This window comes from Rhodococcus sp. YH3-3 (genome assembly GCF_001653035.1).
In the GTDB taxonomy this organism is placed as follows: domain Bacteria; phylum Actinomycetota; class Actinomycetes; order Mycobacteriales; family Mycobacteriaceae; genus Rhodococcus_F; species Rhodococcus_F qingshengii.
In genome coordinates this window covers 899,210-923,065 of the sequence record NZ_BCWH01000001.1, presented here as the reverse complement: position 1 = coordinate 923,065, position 23,856 = coordinate 899,210, and the positions used below count along the sequence as shown (strand labels likewise).

Here is a 23,856-nt window from a genome sequence, read left to right as displayed (position 1 = left end):
GAAGTGACGTCATGACAGCAGTGAACGAGCAGGTGTCCGCCGGCGCACCGGACGGGGCAGATCTCGGTGAGAATGCCGCACTGAAGGAGACTCTGGAGGACTACACCCTCCGATTTGCGCCACGCAGCTACCGCAAATGGGGAACCGGCGTCGTCGCGACCTCCGCGCTCGGCGGAATCGCGTATCTCGCAGACTTCTCGATCGGCGCCAACATCGGCATCTCGTACGGCACCGGTAACGCATTGCTGGGCATCGCCGTGTTTGCCGTCGTCATCATGGCGACCGGCTTCCCACTCGCCTACTATGCCGCGCGATACAATATCGACCTCGATTTGATCACTCGCGGAAGCGGTTTCGGCTACTACGGCTCGGTGGTCACCAACGTCATCTTCGCGACGTTCACCTTCATCTTCTTCGCGCTCGAAGGTTCCATCATGGCACAGGGTTTGAAACTGGGGCTCGGGATCCCACTCTCGATCGGCTACGCGGTCTCGACCCTGATGGTCATTCCACTGGTCATCTACGGAATGAAGGCTCTGGCAAAGCTCCAAGTGTGGACGACGCCTCTGTGGCTCGTCATGATGGTGCTGCCGTTCCTGTATCTGCTGTTCAAGCACCCTGATTCGGTGAGCGCGTTCTTCGCCTTCGGCGGTGAGGACGGCGCAAACGGCAAGGGCGTCAACTTCGGATCGGTGATGCTGGCCGCGGGTGTCTGCTTGTCGCTGATCGCACAGATCGCCGAGCAGATCGACTACCTACGCTTCATGCCGCCCAAGACGCCGGAGAACACCCGTCGTTGGTGGGCTGCAGTAATTCTCGCCGGCCCCGGCTGGGTGATCTTCGGCGCGTTCAAGCAGATCGTCGGACTGTTCCTCGCCGTGTACATCATCGCGAACGTCGTCGACGGATCTTCGATCGCCAACCAGCCCGTGCACCAGTTCCTCGAGATCTACCAGGACATGATGCCGCACTGGCTGGCCATGACGCTGGCCGTGATCCTCGTGGTCATCAGCCAGATCAAGATCAACGTCACCAACGCGTACTCCGGCTCACTGGCCTGGACCAACTCGTACACCCGCGTCACCAAGACCTACCCCGGACGCATGGTCTTCGTTCTGGTCAACCTGGCGATCGCACTGATCTTGATGGAAGCCAACATGTTCGACTTCCTCAACACGATCCTGGGCTTCTACGCCAACTGCGGTATCGCCTGGGTCGTGGTCGTCGCCTCGGACATCGCGATCAACAAGTACTGGTTGAAGCTCTCCCCGAAAGTCCCCGAGTTCCGACGCGGGATGCTCTACGACGTCAACCCCGTCGGCTTCGTGTCGATGCTGCTGGCCGCGGGCATTTCGATCCTGGCGTTCTTCGGTGCTTTCGGTTCGGCGATCAAGCCGTTCTCCCCGATCGTCGCAATCGTCATCGCGCTGGTGATGCCGCCGGTCCTGGCCGTCGCCACCAAGGGAAAGTACTACCTACGACGCACCGACGACGGCATCGATCTGCCAATGTTCGACGAGTACGGGAACCCTTCCGGTGAAACGCTTCTGTGCTGCGTCAGCGGAATCGAATTCGAGCGTCCCGACATGCTCGCGTCGAACGTTCCCGGCCCGAACGGCGAGAAGCAGTACATCAGCTCCCTGGCCTTGAGCACCGACAAGACCGGTGAGCACGTCCTGCCTGCTCAGCTTCCCTGACAACTGCTGTGCGCCTTTATTAACCGCCGGGGGTTAATAAAGGCGCACAGCAGGGTTATGCCCCTACATCGTCGAGCGACTCACCCTTCGTCTCACGCATGACCAGCAGCGCGACAAAAGTCAGCGTCGCCGCTACGAGAAGATAGATGCCGACCCAACCGACGCCGTAGTTCTTCGCGAGGTAGACGGCGATGAACGGCGCCACCGCTGCGCCCAGAATACTGGCCGTGTTGTACGCGATTCCCGAGCCCGTGTAGCGGACGTTGGTCGGGAAGAGTTCCGGGAGAACGGCACTCATCGGGCCGAAGGTCAGGCCCATGAGCAGCATGCCCACGATGAGGAACGCCAACATGCGACCGTCGTTCATTCCGTCCGGTTCGAGGAAGACACCGAAGGTCAAGCCGAACACCATGATCAGACCGGTGATGATCAGCAAGGTGATACGACGCCCGTAACGGTCGGCGAGCCAACCCGAGACCGGCACGGCGGCAGCGAAGAACACGACTGCGATCAACTGCAGGACAAGGAAATCGGTGTACTTGAAGCCCGCACCGGTTCCACCGTCGGCCGGCGTCTTGCCGGTTCCGTGGCTGAGCACCCAGGTGGTCATGATGTAGAACAGCGTGTACGTCGCGAGCATCACGAACGTACCGATGATCAGCTGACGCCAACTGGTCTTGAATACCTCGGCGACCGGAGTCTTGACCTTCTCGCCGCGCTCGACTGCGCGCGCGAACACCGGGGTTTCCTCAAGCTTGAGCCGGACGTACAGGCCGATCATCACCATGATTGCGCTGAGCAGGAACGGAATTCGCCATCCCCAACTCAGGAAGGCACCCTCGAGGTCCGGGCTGGAATTGTCGTGGTTCATGAACAACGTGATGATCAGGAACAGTCCGTTGGCCATGAAGAAGCCGATGGGCGCACCGAGTTGCGGCCACATCGCCGCCCAGGCCCGCTTGCCTTCCTTGGCGGTCTCGGTCGCGAGCAGCGCCGCACCCGACCATTCGCCGCCGAGCCCGAGACCCTGGCAGAAACGCATGAGCGCCAACAACGCCGGGGCCAGCAGTCCGATCTGGTGATAGGTCGGCAGTAGTCCGATGAGGAAGGTCGCTATGCCCATCGTCAGCAACGAGCCGACCAGAGTTGCCTTGCGTCCGACGCGGTCACCGAAGTGTCCGAAGAGAATCGAACCGAGGGGACGGGCGACGAACGCGAGTCCGAACGTCGCCAACGACGCGAGAAGCGCGGTGGTGTCGTTGCCCTTCGGGAAGAACAGGTGCGGGAACACCGATACTGCCGCTGTTGCATAGATGTAGAAGTCGTAGAACTCGATGGACGTACCCACCATGCTGGCGACCACGATTCGGCTGCGCGGCACTCCGGCGACGGTATCTGCGTCGCCGCCCTCCGGCTTGGGTGGATTCTCACTGACTGACGTGCTCAAAACATGCTCCTGCGCCGTTATACGAAAGATGTCCAATTGGTGGGATAGTGTCCCAATCAGTAGGAATTGAACACCCGCGGGGTTTTCCGACGCAAATTCGGTTCGCGAATTCGGCTCAGCGGGCAATCCGCGATAAAATTCCGTAAAGGTGAGCCGGGAAGTCTGGTCGGCACGTGCATTCGATGCGTCACAACGTCGATCACGTTCATGTCTGTTGCATCCGAATTCGGTTGCACGAACAAAGGTCGTCCCCACGCGTGATCTCCACCCTGCGTTCCGAACTGTCCCGCTACCTCCGCACCGAAACGGTGGGCGGATCGATCCTCCTGATCGCTGCCGCCCTCGCTCTGATCTGGGTGAACTCTCCTTTCGGTGAGAGCTACATCGCACTACGTGACTTCCAGATCGGTCCGTCCGCACTCCATCTCGACCTCAGCTTGGGCACGTGGGCGCAGGACGGACTGCTTGCCGTCTTCTTCTTCGTCGCCGGCCTCGAACTCAAACGTGAACTGGTGGTCGGCGAACTCGCGGACCGCAAAGCCGCGATGCTCCCGATCATCGCGGCGTGCGGCGGCGTCCTGGTCCCCGCGATCATCGCGGCGTCCATCGGTTTCGGCACGCCCGGCATGGACAAGGGCTGGGCCATTCCCGTCGCGACGGACATCGCTTTCGCCCTCGGCGTGCTCGCGCTGACCGGCTCGAAGATCCCGGCGAGCGCCCGAGTTTTCCTGCTCAGCCTGGCCGTCGTCGACGATCTGCTCGCAATCATCCTCATCGCCGTACTGTTCACCGGTTCCCTCGCGATGTTGTGGCTGCTGACCGCGGCCGCAGCCCTGGCTGCCTACGCCTACGCCCAACACAAACGCATCACGACGCCGTTCCTCTACGTCCCGCTGGCACTACTGACCTGGTACGCGATGCACGAAGCGGGGATACACGCCACACTCGCGGGCGTCGCGCTCGGCTTACTCACCCGGGTGAGGCGCGATCCGGACGAGGAGTACGCGCCCGGTAACCGTCTCGAGCACCGTATTCAGCCCTACTCTGCAGGCTTCTGTGTCCCCGTCTTCGCACTGTTCGCCTCCGGTGTTCCGATCAACGCGGCGGTGCTCGGCGACATTTTCACCGACCCCGTCGGGCAATCGGTCGTCGTCGGTCTTCTGGTCGGCAAAACCGTCGGAATCTTCGGAATTTCCCTGCTCGCGATCAAATTGGGGATAGCAACCAAACCCAAGACACTGGAATTGAGAGACATGTTTGCCCTCTCAGTTCTCGGTGGCATCGGGTTCACCGTTAGCCTGCTTGTAGCAGACCTCGCATTGGACGGGGTCGGCGATGGCAGCGAGGCCGAGATAGCGAAGGCCGCAGTTCTCGTGACATCGTTGGTGGCATCGCTGATCGGATCAGCGCTGCTGTGGCGACGTGGACGAGTTCATGCGGCTCGAGACGACGCTTCCACCGCCATTGCCACGGACGCGAGAGAACTACCTGGAGAGGTCGACAAGTGAGCTTGACCAACGGAGAGAGCCAGCGCTTCACCGGAGATGGAGTACCGAACACGGTCTCTTCCATCCCTCTCACCGATGTGGACGCCCGCACGCCGGGCGAGGCCACCATCGGGGCCCTCGTCAAGGACGCGACCGCACAGGTCTCCACCCTCGTGCGCGCCGAGGTCGAACTTGCCAAGGCCGAGGTGACGGGCGAGGTCAAGAAGGGTCTGCAGGGCAGCGTCTTCTTCATCCTGGCCTTCACGGTTCTGCTGTTCAGCTCGTTCTTCTTCTTTTTCTTCCTGGCCGAGATGCTCGACACCTGGGTGCCGCGCTGGCTGGCGTTCCTCATCGTCTTCCTGATCATGGTGGTGACCACCGCGATTCTGGCGCTGCTCGGTTATCTGCGCGTGCGCAAGCTGAGGGCTCCGGAGAAGACGATCGAATCGCTCAAGCAGGCCAAGAACGTCATCCCCGGCAGCCATGACGACGCAAAGCCGTCGGTCGATTTCAACGCGCGCCGGTAGCGAGTCTGATCGAAAGTGGCAGCCCCAGATCCATCCACCGTCAGGTTCGACGGCCCCTGGATTCACCGGGACATTCACGCCAACGGCATCCGGTTTCACGTCGTCGAGGTAGGCGACGCGGAGCCGGATGCTCCGTTGGTGGTCCTGTTGCACGGATTCGCCGATTTCTGGTGGTCCTGGCGCCATCAGTTGACGGCACTGTCGGAGCAGGGATTCCGCGTCGTCGCGATGGACCTTCGTGGGTACGGCGATTCCGACAAGCCCCCTCGTGGCTACGACGGTTGGACGCTCGCCGGTGACGTAGCCGGCCTCATTCGTGCGATGGGTTACGGCAAGGCCACGCTGATCGGTCATGCCGACGGCGGGTTGGTGTGCTGGGCGACCGCGCTCCTGCATCCACGCCTGGTGCGGTCGATAGCGCTGATCTCGTCACCACACCCGATGGCGCTCAAGAAAGCAGTCGTCCGCGACCCCTATCAGCGCCGCGCGCTTTTGCCCTCGTTCCTGGCCTATCAGGTACCGCTACGCCCGGAACGTCGGTTGACGGCCGACAACGGCGCCGAAGTGGAGCGTCTGGTTCGCTCGCGGTCCGGCCCCACCTGGCCGCAGCAACCCGAATTCGCAGACGTCATGACCAAGATGCGGTCCGCGATCCGGATCCCGGGCGTCGCGCATTCCACGTTGGAGTACCAGCGTTGGGCCTTCCGCAGCCAGCTCCGCCCCGAGGGCCGACGTTTCATGCGTTTGATGGATCAGGTTCTTCGCATTCCGATCGTCCAGATTCACGGCGAACTCGACCCGTACGTGCTCACCCGTACTGTGCGTCGCGACAAGCACTGGGCTCCCGGCGAGAAACTGCGCACCATTGCCGGAGTCGGTCATTACGCGCATCAGGAAGCCCCCGAGCGCGTCAATCGCGAACTCGGGGACTTCCTCCTTACGGAGAAGTGACCGCTACAGGATGCACGCGCCCGTCGGTACGGGCGTCGATGCCGAGGCAGCCGCGTTCAACTGGCGCGAGACTTCCTGCGCGGTGAGGACGAATCCGGTGTCACTGTCGTCGACGGCAGCGCCGAACACGACGCCGAGGACCCGCCCCTGATCGTCGACCATCGGTCCACCCGAGTTGCCCTGCCGGATGGATCCGCGGACGGTGTAGACCTCACGCTGGGTGGTTCCGGCCTTGTAGATGTCCGGCCCGTTCAGGTTCAGGACCTCACGAACGCGGGCTGCGCTGGCCGTGTACGGACCACCGCCGGGGTAACCGAGCACCAACGCGTTGTCACCGGTCCGAGCCTGCTCCGGAGCGAACGGCAGCACCGGCGCGTCCAATCCGGGAACCGCCAGAATCGCGATGTCCACGGCGGAGTCGAAGAGAACCACCTGCGCGGGCAGTGCGCCCTCCATGGTGTCCACGGTGATGCTCTCGGTTCCGGCAACCACGTGGGCGTTGGTCATGACGCGTTCGGGGGCGACGATGAATCCGGATCCCTCGAGCGCGCGCTGGCAACTCGGTGCGACGCCGTTGATGCGGAGAACACTCGGACGCAACTGCGCCGCCAACGGACTGGCGAGAACGCTCGCGTCGGGTGCTTCGACCTCGGTGATGGGCGTGCGCCCGAACGGGCCGATGACGTCCGGCAGGCCGGAGGTGTCGAGCAGCGCCGAGAACTCGGTCGGGATGCGGCGCAGCCACTGCGGCGCCACTTCGTCCACGCTGGCGAGAACGTCCGAACCACGAACAGCTGCGGCAATCTGTCGACGGATCGCGCCGTCGGACTGTGCATTCCGCTGCGCGCCGCGCGTCCGAGCACCATGCCGGCGACCTCGCCGATGATGACCAACACGACGATCAGCGAGATGCCCGCGAGGATGCGCAGCTTGCCTTCGGTGACGTGCACGAGCAGGTGCGGCGCCAACAGAATCCCGGCGACGGCACCGAGGATCACGCCGACGAACGCCAGCGCCGACGCCACCGCGCCCTGACGCCATCCGGACGTGGCCGCGATGAGGGCGACCAGAACGATGGCGATGTCCACCCAACGAGAACCTGTCATCGCGGCACCGCCGAATCCTCGACACCTTCACCGAACTCGGACAGCGCTGTGTCCAGGTCTCTCACGTCCTCGTAATTCCACGGAATCTCCCAGCCCGACACCGTGAACAGCGCCGCGAGGATTCCTGCTGTGAACCCCCAGACCAGCATGCCGTCGGCGCGGAACGCCGGGCCCTGGTATCCGAGGGGATGTCGAACCTGAAACCGGTTGTCTGGGTCGAGCAACGTGCGCAGCGGCACCCGGGCCACCCGTCCGACCTCGCCCTCGTCCTGAATGCCCACCGTCGTCGGCTGCTCCCAGTAGCCGAGCACCGGCGTCACGTCGAAACCCGACGGCGGGATGAAGATCTCCGGCAGCACGGTGAGCGGCTGAACTCCGCTCGGATCGAGCCCGGTCTCCTCCTGCGCTTCACGCAGCGCGGTGCCGACGGGGCCGTCGTCGCCCGGATCGGCGGCGCCGCCCGGGAATGCGACCTGTCCGCTGTGCTGACGCATCGTCGACGCCCGTTGGGTCAGCAGGACGTCTGCGCCCTCCGGCAAGCCGCCGACGGCGAGAGGGTCGGCCTCACGCGGTCCGCCGAAGAGCACGAGCACCGCGGCCGGACGCGTCACGGTGCCGCGCGGCGCGCGACGCTCGAGGACGGGGTTGATCCGATGGGGATCGGTGGGCTGGGTGCTGGCGACAGCGCGCAACCACTCGGGAACCGGTGTGCTCATACGACGACTCCCAGATATTGCGCCGCAGCGGCGGCGATCTCGTCCGCACTGCGGAAGGGTTGGGGCAAGACCTTGGCGACTGTTCCATCCGCGCGCACGAGCACCGACACCGGCAGCACCGGCGGTGCGCCCACTGCGATCCGTACCTTGCCGTCACCGTCCTGGACGCCGGGCAAACGCACCGAGTAGTCGATGAGTCGCGTCAAAGCGTTCTCCTGATTCGGATCCGAATGCACGGTCAGCACGTTGATGCTGCCGTCGGCGCGCTCCGCGAATTCCTGAAGGTACGGAAGCTCTTCGGCGCATGGCGCGCACCAGTACGCCCACAGATTGAGCAGAGTCGGCTTTCCGCCCACCGCTGCGGCAAGGTCGACGGGCGCTCCGTCGGAGACGCAGTCGAGGGTGATTCCGGCGAGAGCCGAGCCGGCAGGCGCTTCGCCGGTCGGAGTCGGGCAGGAAGCCAGAGCCGCCTGGCTACGGAGTTGATCGAGCGATTCCGACGACGGAGTGAACGTCGGCGGCTGATACGCGGACGAGGACGGGCCCGTCGACGTGGGCGTCGTGTCGTCTCCCCCGCGCGGCCAGATCGCCACGACGAGAGCCGCGACGACCACGAGCGCAGCGAGAGACCATCTTCCGGCACTTGTCATCGGCGATCACAACCCTGCCAGGGCGAGCAGATGATCGGTCTCGGGGCCTTTCACCAGGGCCGCGGCCTCGGTTTTGTCGGTCGGGCCGAGACCGTACGACGGGCAGTCCTTGGCCAGAACACACACACCGCATGCGGGCTTGCGCGCGTGGCAGACCCGTCGGCCGTGAAAGATCACGCGATGCGAGAGCAGAGTCCATTCCTTACGTTCGATCAGTGCCCCGACGGCGTGTTCCACCTTGACGGCATCTTCTTCCTCGGTCCACTTCCACCGACGCACGAGCCGACCGAAGTGGGTGTCGACGGTGATTCCCGGAATGTCGAAGGCATTGCCCAGCACGACGTTCGCGGTCTTGCGTCCGATGCCTGGGAGTTTCACCAGATCTTCGAGCTTGTTCGGGACCTGCCCGTCGTGGCGTTCGAGTAGCGCCTGACCGAGTCCGATCAGCGACGTCGTCTTGTTTCGGTAGAAGCCGGTGGAGCGGATGTACTCCTCGAGTTCGGTCCGATCGGCTTCCGCGTATGCCTTTGCGTCGGGATAACGGGCGAAGAGTGCCGGCGTGACCATGTTGACGCGGACGTCGGTGCATTGCGCCGACAGGATTGTCGCCACTGCCAGTTCCAACGGAGTGGTGAAGTCGAGTTCGCAGTACACGTGTGGGAAAGCCACAGCGAGCTCACGATTCATCCGACGCGCCCGGCGTACCAATCCGAGGTGTGATTCTTCCTTCCGCGCACCCCCCGAACGCGGTTTCTTCCGCTGCTCTGAACTGCCTGTCGGGGTGGTCTGCACTCAGACAACTGTACGGATACGACATGAGTGGAGACTCCGTCGTGTCGATTCTGAGACCTTCGACGTGTTTACTTCCCCCTATGCAAGGACTCGCAGTAATTCTCTTTCCGCTACTGCTTATGCTCTTTGCCCTGGCGATGGAACGAGTCGAAGGGCGATTGCGTCGGCTCTCGGTCCAAGAGCATGAAGTAGAAGACTTCCTCGACCAGGCAAGTCACGACGACGTCGCCCGCCTGGCAAGCGATGGGTTTCCCCATGCGTTCGCCCGCTTCCACCGGAGGCGTAAGGGCCGTCAGTCGGAGGCTCCCGAGAGCGCCAGCCTGGACGAAATCCGGACACAACGGGCAAGTTGACGGCCATACAAAGTAGTCACCGCAGCAGATTCCGGAAGAATTTTCGGCTCTTACGTGGCATCAATCACTCGTCGCGAGCTAACGGGACGTAGACTTCGATGCCGTACCTGTTGCATTGAACACAGATTGCATTGGACACAGTGTCTCACTCATGAGGGCTGAGCCTGTGTACGACGGTTTGTGCGCAGCGCGGGTACAAAGATAGATAGCGCAAAAATGACACCACAAACGAACAAATCCCAACAAGGAGCGCACGTGGACGACGTCCTGGCAAGAGCCGGCATCTTCCAAGGAGTCGAGCCCTCAGCGGTAGCGGCGCTGACAAAGCAGCTGCAGCCCGTCGACTTCCCCCGTGGACATGTCATCTTCAACGAAGGTGAACCCGGTGACCGCCTGTACATCATCGTGTCCGGCAAGGTGAAGATCGGTCGACGCTCACCCGACGGTCGCGAGAACCTGCTGACGATCATGGGCCCGTCCGACATGTTCGGCGAACTGTCCATCTTCGACCCCGGCCCCCGCACCTCGACGGCTACGACCGTCACCGAGGTTCGCGCCGTGAGCATGGACCGCGACGCTCTCAAGGCATGGATCCAGCAGCGCCCCGAGATCGCCGAGCAGCTTCTGCGCGTTCTCGCCCGCCGTCTGCGTCGTACCAACAACACCCTGGCCGACCTGATCTTCACGGACGTTCCCGGCCGTGTCGCCAAGGCGCTCCTGCAGCTCGCGCAGCGCTTCGGCACTCAGGAAGGTGGCGCCCTGCGCGTCACTCACGACCTCACGCAGGAAGAGATCGCCCAGCTCGTCGGCGCTTCCCGCGAGACCGTCAACAAGGCGCTCGCTGATTTCGCACACCGCGGATGGCTTCGCCTCGAAGGCAAGAGCGTCCTGATCTCGGATTCCGAGCGCCTCGCTCGTCGCGCGCGCTAGCTCTTCCTGTTCGACTCTTTCGGCCGCTCCCGCTTCGGTGGGGGGCGGCCGAAGTCGTTCACTGGACTCTTGTTGTACCTATCGGTAAAGTCTGTACCGATAGGTACACATCTGATCGAGAGGCCCCGCAATGACCGTCCGAGCACCGATTCCGCCCTTCACTCACGAAACTGCCGTCCAAAAGGTCCGCCTCGCCGAGGACGGATGGAACTCACGCGATCCGCACAAGGTGTCGCTGGCCTACACGCCGGACAGTTGGTGGCGTAATCGGTCGACGTTCGTCACGGGCCGATCCGAGATCGTCGAACTTCTGACCGAGAAGTGGACCCGCGAACTGGACTACCGGTTGATCAAAGAGTTGTGGGCACACAGCGACGACCGCATCGCAGTGCGATTCGCGTACGAGTGGCACGATCACGACGGGCAGTGGTTCCGCTCCTACGGCAACGAGAACTGGGAATTCGACGCCGACGGACTCATGCACCACCGTCATGCCAGCATCAACGACGTTCTCATCGAGGAGTCCGAGCGAAAGTTCTTCTGGGATCCGACCGGACCACGCCCGCACGATCATCCGGGCCTGAGCGAGTTGGGTCTGTGATGAAAGGATGAATCCATGGCCAGACAGGTAGCTGAACGATCGGACACGATTCCCGCTCTCGCGAACGTGTTTCGAATCTACGGGTTCGACGGAGCAAGCCTGGCCGTCATCACCGAACACACCGGTTTAGGCAAAGGCAGTCTCTACAACTTCTTTCCACGCGGGAAGGAAGAGATGGCCGAGGCCGTACTCGACGAGGTCGACGGATGGTTTCGCATCGAAGTCTTCGAACCTCTTCGAGCAGAATCGGTTCCACCGAGGCAGCGCATCCAGAGCATGTTCGCTACCACGGGCGACTACTTTCGGTCAGGGCAACGCATTTGCCTGTTCGGCGCATTTGCACTCGGTGAAGAGCGAAACCGCTTCGGCGCCAGGGTGCGAACATACTTCGACGAATGGACAGCGGCTCTCGAGGCGGCACTCGTCGGTGCCGAAGATTCCATCGGACTCGCCGAAGAAGCCGTGGCCGGGATCCAAGGGGCGATCGTGATGTCCCGGGCCCTGGACGACGGTTCCGTATACAGCCGAGTGACGACGCGACTCGAAGATCGACTGGTACAGGCACTCACGCCGTAACGCATACCGCACGACCACAAAGGCATTTGTGCCGCGGCATCCACCTGGCATGCTCGAAAAAGCATGCACAAGAAGAAAGGAACCCATGCCCTCGTTCGAGACGGTGATCGCATCCACCCCTTCGGGGAAGGTCCGCGGCCGAAAGCGTGACGGTTCCTACTACTTCGGTGCGATCCCCTACGCCAGCGCACCGCGCTTCGAGAAGCCGCGACCGGTGGAACCGTTCTCCGACGTCTTCGACGCCACAGCGCTTGGAACGGTCTTCCCCCAACCACCTTCACGACTCGAACGCATCATGGGGCCACCGCTCCCCGAACCGGAGCACAGCGAGGACAGCTTCACCGTCACCGTCACAACCCCGTCGCTGACCGGTCATCGCCCGGTGATGGTGTGGCTTCACGGTGGCGGGTACTCCAGTGGCGGCGGCTCACTCCCCTGGTACGACGGCGGCGCTTTGTCAGCCGAGGGCGACGTCGTCGTGGTGTCGGTCAACTATCGCGTCGGCGTGCTCGGATACCTCCTCCTCGACGGCGTCAGCGAAGGCAATCTCGGGGTCCACGATCAGATCGCAGCGCTCGAGTGGGTGCGCGAGAACATCGAGGCATTCGGCGGCAACCCAGACTCGGTCACCGTGTTCGGTCAGTCGGCCGGCGCTCATTCCATTGTGAATCTGTTGAGCAGTAACAACTCTCGAACCCTGTTCCATCGAGCAATTCTGCAGAGCACCCCACGGCCGGACCTCAACTTCACGCAGGCTGCCGCGATCGAGAACGGGGAGACGTTTGCCCGACTGCTCGACGGAGATCCTCGGACCGCGCCGCTCTTCCACATTCTCGACGCATTCCGCGGCACGGCTGTCGAGTTCAGCCGGCGGTCCCCCAATGTCGTGCAACCGCCCTTCGCGCCGATCTCCGAACTGGAACCGGTGATCCGAACTTTCGAAACAGCGCCTGACGTCATCGTGGGATACACCCGAGACGAGGGATCTGCTTTCGTGCGCGACGTAGCGGGAGTACCCGATCCCGAACACGTCGCCGAAAAGGCACTGACACAGAACATGTTTGCCGAACCGGCAATGGAGCTGGCCGAGACCTTCACAGCGGCCGGCGCGTCGGTGTACACGTATCGCTTCGACTGGGCACCGACGGACGACGTCTTCGGAGCAACTCACTGCATAGAACTACCCTTCGTGTTGGGAACCGAGCAGTCCTGGCAGGGCTCACCGATGCTGGGCAGCAGCGACTGGCAGAGCATCGACGCACTGGGCCGTCGGATACGCCGGCACTGGACGTCGTTTGCGCACACGGGAAGTCCGGACAGCAGCGAAACCTGGGAGAAGTACACCTCGTCCCAATCGATCGGAATCACCTTCTCCTGAGCAACTTCGGGCGCCTACCCACCCGGAGAAATCCCGTCTAGGATTGCTCCATGGACATGCCCAAGCTCCTCGACGGGCGACTCAAACTCCGCCATCTCCTGCTCGTCGACGCATTGAGCCGTCAGGGCAGTGTGGTCGGCGCCGCTGCCGCACTTCACATCACGCAACCTGTCGCGACTCGGAGTCTGCACGACATCGAGTCCATTCTCGGCGTCTCGCTCTTCGACCGCGGCCCTCGCGGCATCACCCCGACCATTTTCGGCGAGGCCTTCACAACTCATGCACGGGCCGTGATCGCGCAGCTGACCGAAGCCGGGCGACACGTCGTCGAACTTGCCGACGCCAATCGCGGAACCGTCATCGTGGGAACACATCTCGCCGGATCCAACGTGCTGCTTCCCGGCGCTATCGCGCGCCTGAAGGTTCACCACCCGTTGCTCACCGTCGTCGTGCGCGAAGGTACGCCAGAGCAGTTGCTCACCGATCTGGAAGCGGGCCGAATCGACCTGATCGTCGGCCGGCTCACCTCACCTACCGATGACACCGCGACAAGACGGAACCTCTACGCCGAATCCGTCGAACTCGTCACCCGCGTAGATCACCCGCTCGCTCACCGCGAGGACGTCCAACTCGAAGAACTACGCGGCTTCCCCTGGATCCTTCCCGGGGTCGAGACAGTGCTCCGACGCGAACTCGAGGAGTTCTTCGCCCGGAACGGCTTGCCGTTGCCCGAAAATCGGGTCGAGGCAACCTCTTTCCTCACCGTGCGTCAGCTACTGGTCGAGACCGACATGATCGCGGTACTACCGAGCCTCATCCCCCGCGACGATGCGCGCTTGACCACCCTGTCCATCACACTCGATCCGATCGGGCACAGCGTCGGCATCACCTCGCCGGCGACTCGCACGTCGAGTCCGTCCGCGCAGGCCCTGATCGCGACGCTGGAGTCCTTTGCAACTGAGCTCATGCGACCGTGAAACGCCGATCGGCCCGTTCCCTCCAGAGGGAACGGGCCGATGTCGGATCAACCAGGACTCAGGCGTTTTCGGAGACGCGAATCTCCTCGTGCTCCAAGCCCCGCGACGAATCGGGGACAATCTTGAACAGTGCGATGGCGCCGACCAGGCTGATCGTGCACACCCCGGCGAGATACCAGGTCACACCGACCGAAGATCCGGTGGCGTCGAGCAGAGCCGTGGCGATCATCGGTGCCAGTCCACCGCCGAGAATTGCACCGCTCTGGAGGATCAGAGACGAGCCGGAATAGCGGACCTTGGCCGGGAAGGTATCGGCGATGATGCTGCCCTGGACACAATGTGTGACCGGAACGATCAGGCCCATGCCCAGGAACGCGATGACGGCGACCATTTTGTTCTCGGTGTTGAGGAGCGGGAAGAACACGATGCACCACAACAGGATTGCGGCAGATCCGCCGATGAACATGTGCCGACGCCCGTACTTGTCGGCGATCTTTGTCCAGAACGGGATGGAAAGGAACCACAGGACTGCTGCCGCGGTCACGCTGAGCACCAGGAATTGCTTGTCGTAGCCCAGATGTTGAGTTCCGTACGACAGGGTGAACACCATGAAGGCGTACGCCACGGCGGAGTTCGCCAAGCACGCGGCAAGCGTGAGAGACAAACGGGGGAAGCCGACCTTGAGCGACTCACGCAGCGGGAAGCGGACTATTTCGCCCTTCTCCATGATCCCGGCGAATGACGGCGACTCGGTGACGCGCAGGCGAATCACCAGACCGATCGCCACCAGAACGAAGCTGAGCAGGAACGGGATTCGCCAACCCCACGAAGCGAATGCCGAGTCCGACATCACGGCGTTGGTCGTCAGGAAGATGCCGTTGGCGAGAACCAGTCCGGCGGGTGTGCCCATCTGAGGGAAACCTGCATAGAGATTCTTCTGCCCCGCCGGCGCGTGCTCCATCGACATGAGTGTCGCGCCGGCGCCTTCACCGCCCAGACCGATGCCCTGAACGACGCGCATCGCCACCAGGAGGACGGGCGCCCAGAAACCGATGGAGTCGTAGTTCGGGATGAGGCCGATGAGTGTGGACCCGATGCCCATCATCACCAATGAGACCACGAGCGTGGCCTTGCGCCCGATCCGGTCACCGAAGTGCCCGAACACGAGTCCACCCACCGGCCGTGCAATGAACCCGACGGCGAAGGTGCTGAAGGCAGCCAGCGTGCCGGCCGTGGGGCTCAGGCTCGGGAAGAATTGTTTGTTGAAGATCAACGCGGCGGCTGTGCCGTAGAGGAAGAAGTCGTACCATTCGAGAGTTGTGCCGGCCAGGGTTGCCATGGCAACTCGGCTACGGGCCGCTTTCTCCGGCAACGGCTTTCCGTCGCTCGTAGTGCTGTTGGATATCTTGTCTGACATCGCGGAACCTATCGATTGGATGGGGCAGGCGGACGATGAAGTCTGTAGTCACCGACCCCGTCTTCGGGATTGTCGGTATCACGAGCGTCGTCGATCGTTGTGTTTGGAATTGTGCTCGCTCGAGACATGACTCACAAATGCCGAATTCACCGTCCGCCATACCGGAAAAGGTATAGCCGGGGCCTCAGACGAGACCCAGGAAGCGTTCGGCATTCCCCCGCGAAATCAGTTGGCGCGCAGTATCGTCCAAGAACTCACTCTTGCGAACCACCTCACCGACCGGACGCTCCCCCAAGGGGTACGGGTAATCACTACCCACCATCACACGGTCCACCCCCACCGTGTCCACCAACAGTCGCAGCGCACGCTCGTCGAAGACGACGGAATCCACGTAGAACCTTCCCAGGTAGTGCGAAGGCGGGAACTGCGACGTACCGATGATGTCGTTGCGGCCGTGCCAGGCGTTTTCCATCCGGCCCAACCAGAACGCGAAAGATCCACCACCGTGCGCAAATCCGATCTTGAGACGATCGTCGATCTTGTCGAACACCCCACCGAGAATCAGTGCGAGTATCGACAGGTGCGTTTCGGCCGGCATCGCAGTGAGCCACTGCGCCATCCAGCGATCGAGGCGCGGAGAGTTGGCCATGTCCCACGGGTGCACGAATACCGGCACGTCCAGCGACGCGCAGTGCTGCAGGAACGTCACCACCCCCTCGCTGTCGAGGTCCAGATCGCCGACATGATTGCCGATCTCGACACCGCGGTGCCCGTTCGCGATGCACCGCTCCAACTCACGGCACGCTGCGTCGGTGTCTTGCAGAGGCACCTGGCAGAACGGAATCAACCGATCCTTCGCCGGCTCCACGATCTCGAGTGCGAGGTCGTTGAAGATCCGTGCAATGCGACTTGCCTGCTCACCGCTCCGGCCGTAGTTGAAGAACGCCGGAGTAGGTGAGACGACCTGCGTCTGCACGCCGTCGGCATCCATGTCCCGAAGCCGCACCTCGGCGTCCCAGGCATCGGACTGGATGCGACGGAACTCCTTGGTGCCCATCATGATCATTGCTTCGGTTTCCGACTCGACCTTCAGCCACGGCGCTTGCGGCCCCGCGTCTTCGGTCAGATCCGGCCACCCGTTGGGCACGTAGTGGGTGTGGATGTCGATCAGGTTGCTCATAGCTCAGCCCTTGCCGGGATGGAGCGTGCCGCACTTGTCACACGTGCGGGCTTCTTCGCTCTCGTAGAACTTGACGAACACCGGCGGAAGGTCGGCCACGATGTCGCGCACCTGAAGTTCGACCTCGTGAATCTTGTGATCACATTCGAGGCAGTACCACTGGAACTTCTCGAGCGTGCCTTCCTTGCGGACGCGTTCGATGACCAGGCCGATCGAGCCCGCGGTGGGACGCTGCGGCGAATGCGGAATGTCTCCTGGCAGCAACCAAGTTTCACCCTCGCGAATGTCGACGCGCTGAGGACCGTCTTCGGTCATGACATTGACGTGGATGTCGCCTTCGAGCTGGTAGAACCACTCCTCGTACGGATCGAGGTGGTAGTCGGTCCGCTGGTTGGGGCCGCCGACGACCTGCACGATGAAATCGTCTCCGAGCGCCATCGTCTGATTGTTGACGGGCGGCTGCAGGAGGTGGCGGTTGTCGTCGATCCACTTCTTGAAGTCGATGACGGGAGGAATCGTGGTCATGATGCATTCTCCGTATCTTCGGACGCCGTGCGTTGGGAGGCGGGCACGTACGCCACGCCGGAAATTTCGATGAGCAGGTGAGGGTGGGGCAGCTGGTGAACAGCCACAGTCGTTCTCGTCGGACCGTTTTCGTCGAACAGTTCGGCGTACACCTCGTTGTATCCGCCGAAGTCGTTCATCGACACCAGGTAGGAGGTGACCTGAACCAGATCACTGAGTTCTCCACCCACTTCGGCGAGGATTGCCGCGATGTTTTCGATGACGGCACGCGTCTGCGCCCGAATGTCGAGCGCCGTCGTCCCCATCTCGTCGACCTCGACGCCGACAAACGTGTTGTCGGGTCGACGCGAACTGGTCCCGGAGACATAGACGAAATCGCCGACCACCTTGACGTGGGGGAACTTTCCGCGCGGCTTCGCCAGCTTCTCGATGACCTGCGCCCCACTCATCGCTTCACACCTTTCACCGTGACGGTTCCGAGTCCGTCGATCGTGCACTGTGCGACGCCCTCGTCGAGTCGCACAGCTGCTGTGGCGGCACCGGCCAGAATTACCTGACCGGCGCGCAACGGAATTCGGCGTCGGCGGGCGATGTCGAGCAGTGCATGCAAAGCGCGCGCCGGATCGCCGAGAATGGCCGACGTGGAACCGACTACCGTCTCGCCGCCGACTTCCATACGTACGGAACGGTCTTCGACGTTCTGTAGCGGCAGCCACCTCCCGATCACGTACCCGGCAGCGCTGGTGTTGTCAGCGACGACGTCGGTGTAGGTGAAGCGGAAGTCGCGGTACCGCGAGTCGATGATCTCCATTGCGGGAGCCAGTGCGTCGACGCAGGTTTCGATGTCGACGTTCGGATCGTCGAGATCGACGTCCTTCGACAAGCGGTATGCCACTTCGGGTTCGATCTTGGGATGAATGAACGTCCTCAGGTCGACTTCGCCGCCGTTGCTCACGCACATCGCGTCGGTCAACTGACCGACGATCACTTCGGAGACACCCATCTGCGCCATCTTCGCTTTGCTCGTGAAGCCGAGCTTGATGCCCACAATCGATTCACCACGGCTGGTGCGCCGTTCGAGGAGTTCGTTCTGGATCCGGTAGGCCTGGTCGATGTCGATGGTGTGTTCGTCGGCGAGGCTCGGCGTGTCGGTGCGCGTCTGCGCAGCGTCGTCGAGGCGACGCGCGAGCGCGGATACGGTGTCTTCGGGGGCTGTCATCACGCCTCGCTCATTTCTGGAAATCTTTTGCGGTTTCGATGTTCACAGTTGCACACATACATTCGTCGGTTCGGTGTAGAAGTGCAGCGAGGACTCGCCGCCCTCACGTCCGATGCCGGACAGGCCCATGCCGCCGAAGGGAGATCGCAGTTCGCGGGTGAACCACGTGTTGACCCAGGAGATTCCGACGTTCATCTTCTGCGCGACGCGGTGCCCGCGGCGCAGGTCGTTGGTCCACACGGAGGCAGCAAGGCCGTACTCGGTGTCGTTTGCGAGGGCGATCGCTTCGCCTTCGGTCTCGAACGGAATGAGTGCTGCGACGGGTCCGAAGATCTCCTCGCGCACGACGCGATCCTTGTTGGTCAAGCCTGTCCACAGGGTGGGTTCGATCCAGGATCCGCCCGACAGTTCCTGTCCGAGGTCCGGAATACCGCCGCCGGTCAGCACTTTCGCGCCTTCCCGCTCGGCGATCTCGAAGTAGTCGAGTACCTTCTTCCGGTGTGCCTGCGAAATGAGCGGTCCGGTCGTCGTTGCATCGAGCGTCGGGTCGCCCAGACGCAGTCCTGCTGCCCGCTCGACGAGTCCACCGGCGATGTCGTCGAAAATGCTGCGGTGCACGTACACCCGCTCGGTGCACAGGCAGACCTGGCCGGTGTTGGTGAACACCGACTTGGTCAGACCCGTCAGAGCCTCGTCGATGTCGACGTCGTCGAACACGATCGCGGCGTTCTTGCCGCCGAGCTCGAACGAGACCGGACGGACCCGCGGGGCAACGGTTTTCATGACATGCGAACCCGTTGCCGAAGATCCGGTGAAGGTGACGCCGTCGATACCGGGGTGCGTGGTGAGGAACTCGCCGGCCGAGTTCGCACCGAATCCATGGACGACGTTGTAGACGCCGGCAGGCAGGCCGACCTCTTCGAGCACCTCGGCCAGCAACGACGCAGTCGCCGGGGTCTCCTCGGAGGGTTTGACCACCACGGAGTTTCCGCACGCGAGCGCGGGCGCAACCTTCCAGGTCAGGAGAAGCAGCGGCAGGTTCCACGGAACGATCACGGCGACGACGCCGAGCGGCTTGCGGATCGCGTAGTTCAGCGCCTGCTTGCCGCCCGCGAGATCCGTGACAAACGATTCCTGTCCCGCCGCGGCGACGATGTCGGCGAAGGTGCGGAAGTTCGTCAGGGCGCGCGCGACGTCGAGTTCGCGTGCCTGCGTGATCGGCTTGCCGGTGTCCGCCATCTCTGCGGCGACGAACTCTTCGAATCGCTCCTCGATCCGGTCGGCAGCGCGTCGCAGCAGAGCCGTCCGCTCTCGAACCGGCGTATCGGCCCAACCGTTGTCCAGAGCACGTCTGGCAGAGGTCACGGCCCGATCGACCAGGGCCTTGTCGGCCTCGTGGACCCGGGCGAGAACACGGCCCGTTGCTGGGTCGACCTGATCGAAGCTCGACGACTCGTCGGGTTCGACATAGGAGCCGTCCACGTAATTGCGGATCCATCCGTCGCATTGTGAGGTCATGAACTAACTATTGGCCCGTGACCCATATCAAACAAATGCAAAAACTGCCGCCAGCTATACCTCGATCGGCATAGATGGCGGCAGTTCGGCCACACAACTCAGCTCTTCGTGTCGGCGCCGAGCGCCTCAGCGTCGCAGATACGCCAACTGCACGTTGACGGATTTCTCCGCGACCGGCCACAGCTTCGGGTCGACGTCGGAGTAGACGTGCTCGACTACGTCGCGCACCGAGGCCGACTCGCCCAACGTCGACAGAGCAGCCCGCACCTGATCCAGACGCTCCTCGCGGTGGGCGAGGTACTGCTGCGAAATCGCCTGCAGATCGGGTAGGTCCGGACCGTGCCCGGGAAGAACCGTCAGTCCTTCGCCGAGTGCGGCCAGCGATCGCAGCGAGGTGAGGTAGTCCCCCAGATCGCCGTCGGAGTCGTCGAGAACTGCCGTGCCGCGGCCGAGAATGGTGTCGCCCGTCAGCACGCTCGCATCGTTCTCGATGACTATCGACACCGAATCCGCGGTATGGCCCGGCGTCGCGAGGATCCGCAACTTCAGGCCCGCTACCTCGATCACTTCACCGTCGACAAGCGCCGAAGCGCCCCCGCGAAGAAAAGTTGGGTCGACGGAACGCACTGGAGCCGAAGTCAATTCGTGGAAACGGTCCACCCCGCCGGTGTGGTCGTAGTGCCGGTGCGTGATCAAGGTCAGCGCTACCGGACCGATACCAGCGACACGTTGCAGGTGTTCCTCGTCGTTGTCGCCTGGATCGACGACAACACACTCGACGCTGCCCGGAGCGTGCAAAATCCAAGTGTTCGTACCGTCCAGCGTCATCATGCCCGGGTTGTTCTCGAGCAAGACCGAAGCGATGTCGGTGACGCGGCGAAGCTGCGCGTAGGCGGGATGGACAGTCGACATCAGCGAACTTCGACGATCAGTTCCACCTCGACCGGAGAGCCGAGGGGAAGTTCTGCCACGCCGACTGCCGAACGGGCGTGGATACCGGCGTCGCCGAGCACCTCACCGAGGAACTCGGATGCGCCGTTGATCACGCCGGGCTGACCGGTGAATCCTTCGGCGGATGCCACGAAGCCGACAACCTTGACGACACGGACGACGTTGTCGATGCCGACCAGGGCGTCGATGGCAGCGAGAGCGTTGAGCGCGCAGGTGCGAGCCGCGGCCTTGGCGTCCTCATCCGACACGCCCGCGCCGAGCTTGCCGGTCAGCGCCAGTTTTCCGTCGACGAACGGGAGCTGACCCGACGTGTACACGTGGTTGCCGCTGCGAACCGCGGGAACGTAAGCAGCGACGGGTGCCGCGACGGCGGGAAGTGCAATGCCCAGTTCGGCGAGACGCTCCGACCAGGTCTGTGTTGCCTCTGCCATGTGATTCAGCCCTTCGGACGCTTCATGTACGCGACGTGCTGCTCGCCCGACGCGCTCGGCAGGACGGCGACGAGTTCCCAGCCGTCGACACCCCAGTTGTCGAGAATTGCCTTCGGATTGTGGACCAGCAACGGAGTCACGGTGTATTCCCAGGAAGTTATTTCGCTCATGCGGTGAGCCTATCCCGCGTACATCTTCGGCCCCAGACTTATAGGCTCGCGGTGTGGTTGCATCCCAAGATGAGCTGAGCAGGACCTGGCCCGAGTCTGCGACGAAGGCCCGCCTGCACTTTGTGTCAGGTAAAGGCGGAACCGGTAAGTCCACGGTTGCCGCCGCGTTGGCGCTCGCGTTGGCCGAAGGCGGCAAGCGCGTTCTCCTCGTGGAGGTCGAGGGCCGCCAGGGAATCGCGCAGCTCTTCGACGTACCACCGCTTCCACCGCAGGAGACCAAGGTCGCGGCCGCCGAAGGTGGCGGTGAAGTGATGGCTCTGGCCGTCGACATCGAGACCGCGTTCCTCGAATACCTCGAAATGTTCTACAACCTCGGCTTCGCCGGCCGGGCGATGCGTAAGTTCGGCGCCATCGAATTCGCCACCACAATCGCTCCAGGCCTTCGCGACGTTCTGCTCACCGGCAAGATCAAGGAGTGCGTCATCCGCACCGATCGAACCGGCAAACGCGTGTACGACGCCGTTGTCGTCGATGCTCCCCCGACCGGGCGGATCGGCAGCTTCCTCGACGTCACCAAGGCGATGGCCGACCTCGCCAAGGGCGGCCCGGTGCATTCTCAGAGTGAAGGCGTCGTTCGGCTGCTGCACTCGCCGGAGACCGTCGTACATCTTGTTGCGCTTCTCGAAGCGCTGCCCGTTCAGGAAACCGCCGACGCCGCCGCAGAACTGGCGCGTGACGACCTCAACCTCGGTGCCATCATCGTCAACCGCGCCAGCCCGAGGTTCTTGCCCGAAGACCAACTCTCCGGTGCTGCAGCCGGCAACATCGATGCAGCTTCGATCCGGTCGACGCTCTCCGATGTCGGCATCGATCTGTCCGACGACGACTTCGCCGGCCTGCTCACCGAGACGATCGAGCACGCGTCGGTGCTCGAAGCTCAAGAATCCAGTGCGGAGAAGCTCCGCGAGATCGACGGCGCGCGGGTGCAACTTCCCGCACTCGCCGACGGCGTCGATCTCGGTGGGCTCTACGAGCTGGCCGAATACCTCACGGAACAGGGCGTGTGATGACCGAGACCACCGAGAACGTGACGGTCGGCAGTTCCAGGACCGGCCGACGCGCAGCTCCTGCCCTCGATATTTCGGCGATCATCAAGGACCCGACGGCCCGGATCGTGGTGTGTTGCGGCGCAGGTGGCGTCGGCAAGACCACGACGGCTGCGTCGCTGGCGTTGCGGGCAGCCGAAGAGGGCCGACGCGTAGTCGTCCTCACCATCGATCCGGCCCGTCGCCTCGCACAGGCCTTGGGTGTGGCCGAACTCGACAACACTCCGCAGCCGGTGAAGCTGGGTCCCGAGGCCACGGGCGAACTCCACGCGATGATGCTGAACATGCGTCGGACTTTCGACGAAATGGTCATCGAGCATTCGAGCCCTGAGAAGGCCGAGCAGATCCTGGCGAATCCCTTTTACCAAACCGTTGCCACATCGTTCTCCGGAACGCAGGAGTACATGGCGATGGAGAAGTTGGGGCAGCTGGCGTCGAACGACGCGTGGGATCTGGTGATCGTCGATACCCCGCCGTCGCGCAATGCGCTCGACTTCCTCGACGCTCCACAGAGGCTCGGAACATTCCTCGACGGACGGATGATCCGGCTGCTCTCGGCACCCGGCCGTGGCCTGACCAGGCTCGTGGCCGGCGCGATGGGATTGGCTCTGAAGGGTGTCTCGACCATCGTGGGAAGCCAAATGCTTTCGGATGCATCGGCATTCGTGCAGTCGCTCGACTCGATGTTCGGCGGTTTCCGTGAACGCGCCACGAAGACCTACGAGTTGCTGCGTCAGCCGGGGACTCATTTCCTGGTGATCGCAGCGGCCGAGCCCGACGCTCTCCGTGAGGCGGCGTTCTTCGTCGATCGCCTTGCGGGTGACTCGATGCCGTTGGCCGGTCTGGTTCTCAACCGCACTCACCCGACGTTGACGGCTCTGCCTGCCGATCATGCGGTGACCGCCGCCGACAAACTGGAAGCGAAGGAAAATGCGACCGAGGCCGAGGCCCTCACCGCAGCCGTTCTCCGCATCCATGCCCATCGGGCAGTGATCGCGAAGCGAGAAATCGCCTTGCTGAGTCGATTCACCGCAGCTCACCCGAGGGTGCCGCTGATCGGTGTTCCGTCGCTACCGTTCGAGGTCTCGGACCTCGAGGCGCTGCGCGCGGTGGGAGATCAGCTCACTCGTAAGGGCTGATCCCCCGATCGA

The 23,856-nt window shown here is 62.9% G+C and carries 25 protein-coding genes and 1 pseudogene; 12 read left to right on the top strand and 14 right to left on the bottom strand.

Features of this window, described 5'->3' with window-relative positions:
* The first annotated feature begins 11 nt into the window (after positions 1–11).
* Positions 12–1,697 (top strand): cytosine permease, encoded by a 1,686-nt coding sequence (locus YH3_RS04390; protein ID WP_064443034.1) that lies wholly within the window; start codon positions 12–14, stop codon positions 1,695–1,697.
* Positions 1,698–1,752: 55 nt separating this feature from the next.
* Here the strand turns inward: YH3_RS04390 and YH3_RS04385 are convergent, their stop codons facing one another.
* Positions 1,753–3,144: an MFS transporter gene (locus YH3_RS04385; RefSeq protein WP_003946096.1), complete on the bottom strand. Its 1,392-nt coding sequence runs from the start codon at positions 3,142–3,144 to the stop codon at positions 1,753–1,755.
* 173 nt (positions 3,145–3,317) lie between these two features.
* Between YH3_RS04385 and nhaA the strand changes: the two genes are divergently transcribed.
* The 3 genes from nhaA to YH3_RS04370 are packed head-to-tail and all read left to right on the top strand — an operon-like array spanning position 3,318 to position 6,109.
* Positions 3,318–4,652 carry a Na+/H+ antiporter NhaA gene (nhaA, locus tag YH3_RS04380; protein WP_370333109.1) on the top strand — a complete coding sequence of 445 codons (1,335 nt, stop codon included), beginning with the start codon at positions 3,318–3,320 and terminating at the stop codon, positions 4,650–4,652.
* Positions 4,649–5,158 carry a phage holin family protein gene (locus tag YH3_RS04375; protein ID WP_007732413.1) on the top strand — a complete coding sequence of 170 codons (510 nt, stop codon included), beginning with the start codon at positions 4,649–4,651 and terminating at the stop codon, positions 5,156–5,158. The genes nhaA and YH3_RS04375 overlap by 4 nt, the downstream gene beginning before the upstream one ends.
* Positions 5,159–5,173: 15 nt before the next feature.
* Positions 5,174–6,109 carry an alpha/beta fold hydrolase gene (locus YH3_RS04370; RefSeq protein WP_064443032.1) on the top strand — a complete coding sequence of 312 codons (936 nt, stop codon included), beginning with the start codon at positions 5,174–5,176 and terminating at the stop codon, positions 6,107–6,109.
* A gap of 3 nt (positions 6,110–6,112) precedes the next feature.
* Here the strand turns inward: YH3_RS04370 and YH3_RS04365 are convergent.
* The 4 genes and pseudogenes from YH3_RS04365 to nth form a co-directional block, all read right to left on the bottom strand.
* Positions 6,113–7,215, bottom strand: a pseudogene (locus YH3_RS04365) (MarP family serine protease).
* Positions 7,212–7,931, bottom strand: coding sequence for a CoA pyrophosphatase (locus YH3_RS04360; protein ID WP_007732411.1), 720 nt, complete (start codon positions 7,929–7,931; stop codon positions 7,212–7,214). Before YH3_RS04360 ends, YH3_RS04365 begins: the two are co-directional and overlap by 4 nt.
* Positions 7,928–8,581, bottom strand: a complete 654-nt coding sequence (locus YH3_RS04355) for a TlpA disulfide reductase family protein (RefSeq protein WP_003943500.1) — start codon at positions 8,579–8,581, stop codon at positions 7,928–7,930. Before YH3_RS04355 ends, YH3_RS04360 begins: the two co-directional genes overlap by 4 nt.
* A 6-nt stretch (positions 8,582–8,587) precedes the next feature.
* Positions 8,588–9,373: an endonuclease III gene (gene nth, locus YH3_RS04350; RefSeq protein ID WP_003943471.1), complete on the bottom strand. Its 786-nt coding sequence runs from the start codon at positions 9,371–9,373 to the stop codon at positions 8,588–8,590.
* An 80-nt stretch (positions 9,374–9,453) separates the two neighbouring features.
* Here nth and YH3_RS35520 point away from each other — a divergent pair, with 80 nt between their 5' ends.
* From YH3_RS35520 to YH3_RS04320, 6 genes are all read left to right on the top strand, one after another.
* Positions 9,454–9,726, top strand: coding sequence for a hypothetical protein (locus YH3_RS35520; protein WP_064112040.1), 273 nt, complete (start codon positions 9,454–9,456; stop codon positions 9,724–9,726).
* 255 nt (positions 9,727–9,981) lie between these two features.
* A complete protein-coding gene (locus YH3_RS04340; RefSeq protein ID WP_003943506.1) occupies positions 9,982–10,656 on the top strand; it encodes a Crp/Fnr family transcriptional regulator in 675 nt (224 codons plus the stop codon).
* Positions 10,657–10,786: 130 nt separating this feature from the next.
* Positions 10,787–11,257 carry a nuclear transport factor 2 family protein gene (locus tag YH3_RS04335; protein WP_064443031.1) on the top strand — a complete coding sequence of 157 codons (471 nt, stop codon included), beginning with the start codon at positions 10,787–10,789 and terminating at the stop codon, positions 11,255–11,257.
* 15 nt (positions 11,258–11,272) lie between these two features.
* On the top strand, positions 11,273–11,833 hold the full coding sequence (locus tag YH3_RS04330) for a TetR/AcrR family transcriptional regulator (protein ID WP_064443030.1): 561 nt from the start codon (positions 11,273–11,275) through the stop codon (positions 11,831–11,833).
* 85 nt (positions 11,834–11,918) lie between these two features.
* On the top strand, positions 11,919–13,211 hold the full coding sequence (locus tag YH3_RS04325; protein WP_064443029.1) for a carboxylesterase family protein: 1,293 nt from the start codon (positions 11,919–11,921) through the stop codon (positions 13,209–13,211).
* A gap of 50 nt (positions 13,212–13,261) precedes the next feature.
* Complete coding sequence (locus YH3_RS04320; protein ID WP_064443028.1) at positions 13,262–14,188, top strand: LysR substrate-binding domain-containing protein; 927 nt, start codon at positions 13,262–13,264, stop codon at positions 14,186–14,188.
* Positions 14,189–14,246: 58 nt separating this feature from the next.
* Here the strand turns inward: YH3_RS04320 and YH3_RS04315 are convergent, their stop codons facing one another.
* The 9 genes from YH3_RS04315 to YH3_RS35940 all read right to left on the bottom strand — a co-directional run bounded on the left by YH3_RS04315 (position 14,247) and on the right by YH3_RS35940 (position 21,599).
* Complete coding sequence (locus tag YH3_RS04315) at positions 14,247–15,605, bottom strand: MFS transporter (protein ID WP_042446679.1); 1,359 nt, start codon at positions 15,603–15,605, stop codon at positions 14,247–14,249.
* 184 nt (positions 15,606–15,789) lie between these two features.
* Complete coding sequence (locus tag YH3_RS04310; protein ID WP_042922846.1) at positions 15,790–16,785, bottom strand: amidohydrolase family protein; 996 nt, start codon at positions 16,783–16,785, stop codon at positions 15,790–15,792.
* A gap of 3 nt (positions 16,786–16,788) precedes the next feature.
* The gene (locus tag YH3_RS04305; protein ID WP_003943511.1) at positions 16,789–17,310 is read right to left on the bottom strand and encodes a 3-hydroxyanthranilate 3,4-dioxygenase; all 522 of its coding nucleotides are present in this window, start codon (positions 17,308–17,310) and stop codon (positions 16,789–16,791) included.
* Positions 17,307–17,759, bottom strand: coding sequence for a RidA family protein (locus tag YH3_RS04300; RefSeq protein WP_064443027.1), 453 nt, complete (start codon positions 17,757–17,759; stop codon positions 17,307–17,309). Before YH3_RS04300 ends, YH3_RS04305 begins: the two co-directional genes overlap by 4 nt.
* The gene (locus YH3_RS04295; protein ID WP_042446669.1) at positions 17,756–18,529 is read right to left on the bottom strand and encodes a 2-keto-4-pentenoate hydratase; all 774 of its coding nucleotides are present in this window, start codon (positions 18,527–18,529) and stop codon (positions 17,756–17,758) included. Before YH3_RS04295 ends, YH3_RS04300 begins: the two co-directional genes overlap by 4 nt.
* 42 nt (positions 18,530–18,571) lie before the next feature.
* The gene (locus YH3_RS04290; protein ID WP_054187035.1) at positions 18,572–20,047 is read right to left on the bottom strand and encodes a 2-hydroxymuconic semialdehyde dehydrogenase; all 1,476 of its coding nucleotides are present in this window, start codon (positions 20,045–20,047) and stop codon (positions 18,572–18,574) included.
* Between the two features lie 126 nt (positions 20,048–20,173).
* Positions 20,174–20,959, bottom strand: a complete 786-nt coding sequence (locus YH3_RS04285) for an MBL fold metallo-hydrolase (protein WP_007732381.1) — start codon at positions 20,957–20,959, stop codon at positions 20,174–20,176.
* Positions 20,959–21,429 (bottom strand): RidA family protein, encoded by a 471-nt coding sequence (locus YH3_RS04280; RefSeq protein WP_003943508.1) that lies wholly within the window; start codon positions 21,427–21,429, stop codon positions 20,959–20,961. The genes YH3_RS04285 and YH3_RS04280 overlap by 1 nt, the downstream gene beginning before the upstream one ends.
* A 5-nt stretch (positions 21,430–21,434) precedes the next feature.
* On the bottom strand, positions 21,435–21,599 hold the full coding sequence (locus YH3_RS35940) for a hypothetical protein (RefSeq protein WP_003943454.1): 165 nt from the start codon (positions 21,597–21,599) through the stop codon (positions 21,435–21,437).
* 53 nt (positions 21,600–21,652) lie between these two features.
* On the opposite strand from YH3_RS35940, the gene YH3_RS04275 reads away from it, so the two are divergent.
* Positions 21,653–22,666: an ArsA-related P-loop ATPase gene (locus tag YH3_RS04275; RefSeq protein ID WP_037130910.1), complete on the top strand. Its 1,014-nt coding sequence runs from the start codon at positions 21,653–21,655 to the stop codon at positions 22,664–22,666.
* Complete coding sequence (locus tag YH3_RS04270; RefSeq protein WP_007732380.1) at positions 22,666–23,844, top strand: ArsA family ATPase; 1,179 nt, start codon at positions 22,666–22,668, stop codon at positions 23,842–23,844. The genes YH3_RS04275 and YH3_RS04270 overlap by 1 nt, the downstream gene beginning before the upstream one ends.
* Positions 23,845–23,856: the final 12 nt, after the last annotated feature.